The organism is Mycobacterium sp. (genome assembly GCF_049281135.1).
Lineage (GTDB): Bacteria > Actinomycetota > Actinomycetes > Mycobacteriales > Mycobacteriaceae > Mycobacterium.
In genome coordinates, this window is record NZ_JBAPRN010000061.1 from 1 (window position 1) to 2,836 (window position 2,836).

A 2,836-nucleotide genomic window follows, 5' to 3' on the forward strand; every position below is an offset into this window, starting at 1 on the left:
GACCGGCACGCCGACAACCTCGGCGTGCCGCAGACCCGGATCGGGCACCGCCGAGAGCACGCGGATGGCGCTGCGTGCCCCGACCCGATTGGCCAGCCCGGCGCTGGCGTTGGCTTCGTGAATCACCACCGGCACCCGGCGCCGGCGCCGGGCTACGCCGCGAGCGGCCAGGTATGCCGGCAGCGACACGTAGCCGCCGAACCCGATCACCACATCGGCGTCGACTTTGTCCAGCACGGCCCGGGTCTGTCGAACCGCCCGCAGCACCCGCGCTGGAAGGCGGGCCAGATCACTGGTGGGTTTGCGCGGCAGCGGGACGGGAGTGATCAGCTCGAGTTGGTAGCCACGCTCGGGCACCAGCTTGGTTTCCAGGCCGCGCGCGGTGCCCAGCGCGGTGATTCGAACGTCGGGATCCAGCCCTACCAGAGCATCAGCGACGGCCATTGCGGGCTCAACGTGGCCGGCTGTGCCGCCGCCCGCGAGCACGACCGACAACGGGGAATGCCCGGTTGGCCGTGTGGCCGATGACCCCGTGACCGAGTCGCTCACCCGTGGCGCTGACCTTCCAGTGCTCGACGGCCATGTCCGTGACGCTGGCCGGTGTACCGCTGTCCGCCTACATGATGCCCTGCCCCGGTGCCACGCCTGTCCACCGCTGGCGGTCTGGCCGAACGTGCTGCCCGGCCACCGGACGGCTTCTGCTTCGCGGCGCGCTGCGGCTTGGCCGGCTGCGGCTTGCTGCGCAACCGGTCGCGCAGCGCCTCGACCCGCGTCGGCGAATAAGGCTCCGGCAACGGCAGCCGCAGAATGCGGGTCATCCGGTCGTCGCGTCCGGCGCGCAGAGCTGCGACGGCCTCAGGTTCGTGCCTGGCCGCGTTGGCCATCATGCCGATCATCAAAAGTGTTGTGGCCGTGGATGTTCCGCCCGCAGAGATCAGCGGCAGCTGGATGCCGGTGACCGGCAGCAGGCCGATCACGTAGCCGACGTTGATGAACGACTGACCGATCACCCACAAGGTGGTGGTCGCGGTCAGCAGCCGCAGGAACGGGTCGGCAGAGCGGCGCGCGATGCGCATTCCGGTGTACGCGAACAGCCCGAACAACCCCAGCAGGCCCAGCGCGCCGACCAGGCCGAGTTCCTCGCCGATGATCGCGAAGATGAAGTCGTTGTGCGCATTGGGCAGATAGTTCCACTTCGCTGTGCCCTGCCCCAGACCGTCGCCGAAAATACCCCCGTTGGCGAGCGCGTACTTGGCCTGGCGGGCTTGGTATCCCGAGTCCTGCGGGTCTTGGCCCGGGTCCAGCCATGACCGCACCCGGTCGGAGCGGTAACCCGCCGACACCGCCAGGATCGCTCCGGCGACGATCGCGGCGAACAGCGAGCTCAAGAACACCCTCAGCGGCAGGCCGGCGTACCACAGCAAGCCGAGCAAGATGATGCTCATCGACACCGTCTGGCCCAGGTCGGGCTGCGCGACGATGAGAGCGAGCGCGATGACCGCGGCCGGCACCAACGGGATCAGCATCTCCCGCAGTGAGGCCCGCTCCATGCGGCGTGCCGCGAGCAGGTGCGCACCCCAGATCGCGAAGGCGATCTTGGTCAGCTCGGAGGGTTGCATCGAGAATCCAGCGATCACGAACCAACCGCGAGAACCGTTGGCTTCCTTACCGATTCCCGGGATCAGCACCAGCACCAGCATCGCGATGGTCACCGCGAAGCCGGAGAACGCCAAGCGACGCATGAACCGCACCGGCAACCGCAGCGCCAGGTAGCAGGCGAACAGCCCGACGATCGTCCACAACACCTGCCGGCCGAAGATGACCCACGCCGACCCGTCGTCGTCGTAGGAACGGACCCCGGATGCGGACAGCACCATGATCAGACCCAGCGTGGTCAACAGCGCGGCGATCGCGATGATCAGGTGGAACGAGGTCATGGGCCGGCTCAGCCAGGCCCCGAACCGGGTCCGCGGCTCGGCGGTGGTCGCTTTCGCGGAGGTCTTCTTCGCGGACGCCTCGGGCGTGCTGTCGGCCGCCTGGTCACCCTTGGCTCCCCGGCGCAGCAGCCGGGCCAGCGTGTTCTTCACCTGCAGCTACCGCGGTGTGGCGCGGGCAGCGGCCGCGAACGCGTCGCCGCGGTCCGCGTAGCCGGTGAACTGGTCAAACGAGGCGCCGGCCGGTGCCAACAGCACCGTATCGCCGGGTTGAGCCAGGTCTCGGGCAGCGGCCACGGCAGCGTTCATCACGCGAGCGCCGACAGTCTCGTCCGATCCAGAAACCACGTGTGTCACAGACGCAACAGGAGACTCAGCAGTCGCATGCATATCAATATCCTCGCCTGCCACAACCTGTACGACGGGCACATCCGGCGCGTGTCGCGATAACGCCTCGGCAACCATCGCCCGGTCCCGACCGATCAACACCGCTCCGACCAGCCGCGGAGCGATCCTGGTCACGGTCTCGTGTATCGATGCGCCTTTGAGCAGACCCCCGGCGATCCACACCACCCGCGGGTAGGCCAGCACGGATGCCTCGGCGGCATGCGGGTTCGTGGCCTTGGAATCGTCGACGTAGCTGATCTGGTCGACGACGGCCACCAACTCGGCCCGGTGCCGGCCCACCTGGAACGAGGCCAGCGCGGTCGCGATCGCGTCGCCGGGCACTCCGATGCTGCGCGCCAGCGCGGCGGCAGCCAGCGCGTCGAGCACGCCGACCGGACCGGGAACCGGTATGGACGACACCGGCGCCAGCGCCGCGTCGTCAGCGAACGCGCGGTCGATCAGCAGGCCGTCCCGCACGCCGAGTTCCCCGGCCGCGGGCTCGCCCAGCCGGAAGC

The 2,836-nt window shown here is 69.1% G+C and carries 3 protein-coding genes; all 3 read right to left on the minus strand.

Annotation, left to right across the window (positions count from 1 at the left end):
• Nucleotides 1-549 (minus strand): glycosyltransferase (locus WAN02_RS02500; RefSeq protein ID WP_422262534.1); only part of this gene is annotated, 549 nt, incomplete at its 3' end.
• Nucleotides 546-2,087, minus strand: a complete 1,542-nt coding sequence (ftsW, locus tag WAN02_RS02505) for a putative lipid II flippase FtsW (protein ID WP_422262536.1) — start codon at nt 2,085-2,087, stop codon at nt 546-548. The genes ftsW and WAN02_RS02500, both read right to left, overlap by 4 nt.
• Before the next feature lie 6 nt (nt 2,088-2,093).
• A partial coding sequence (locus WAN02_RS02510) for a glutamate ligase domain-containing protein (protein ID WP_422262538.1) occupies nt 2,094-2,836 on the minus strand: 743 nt, incomplete at its 5' end.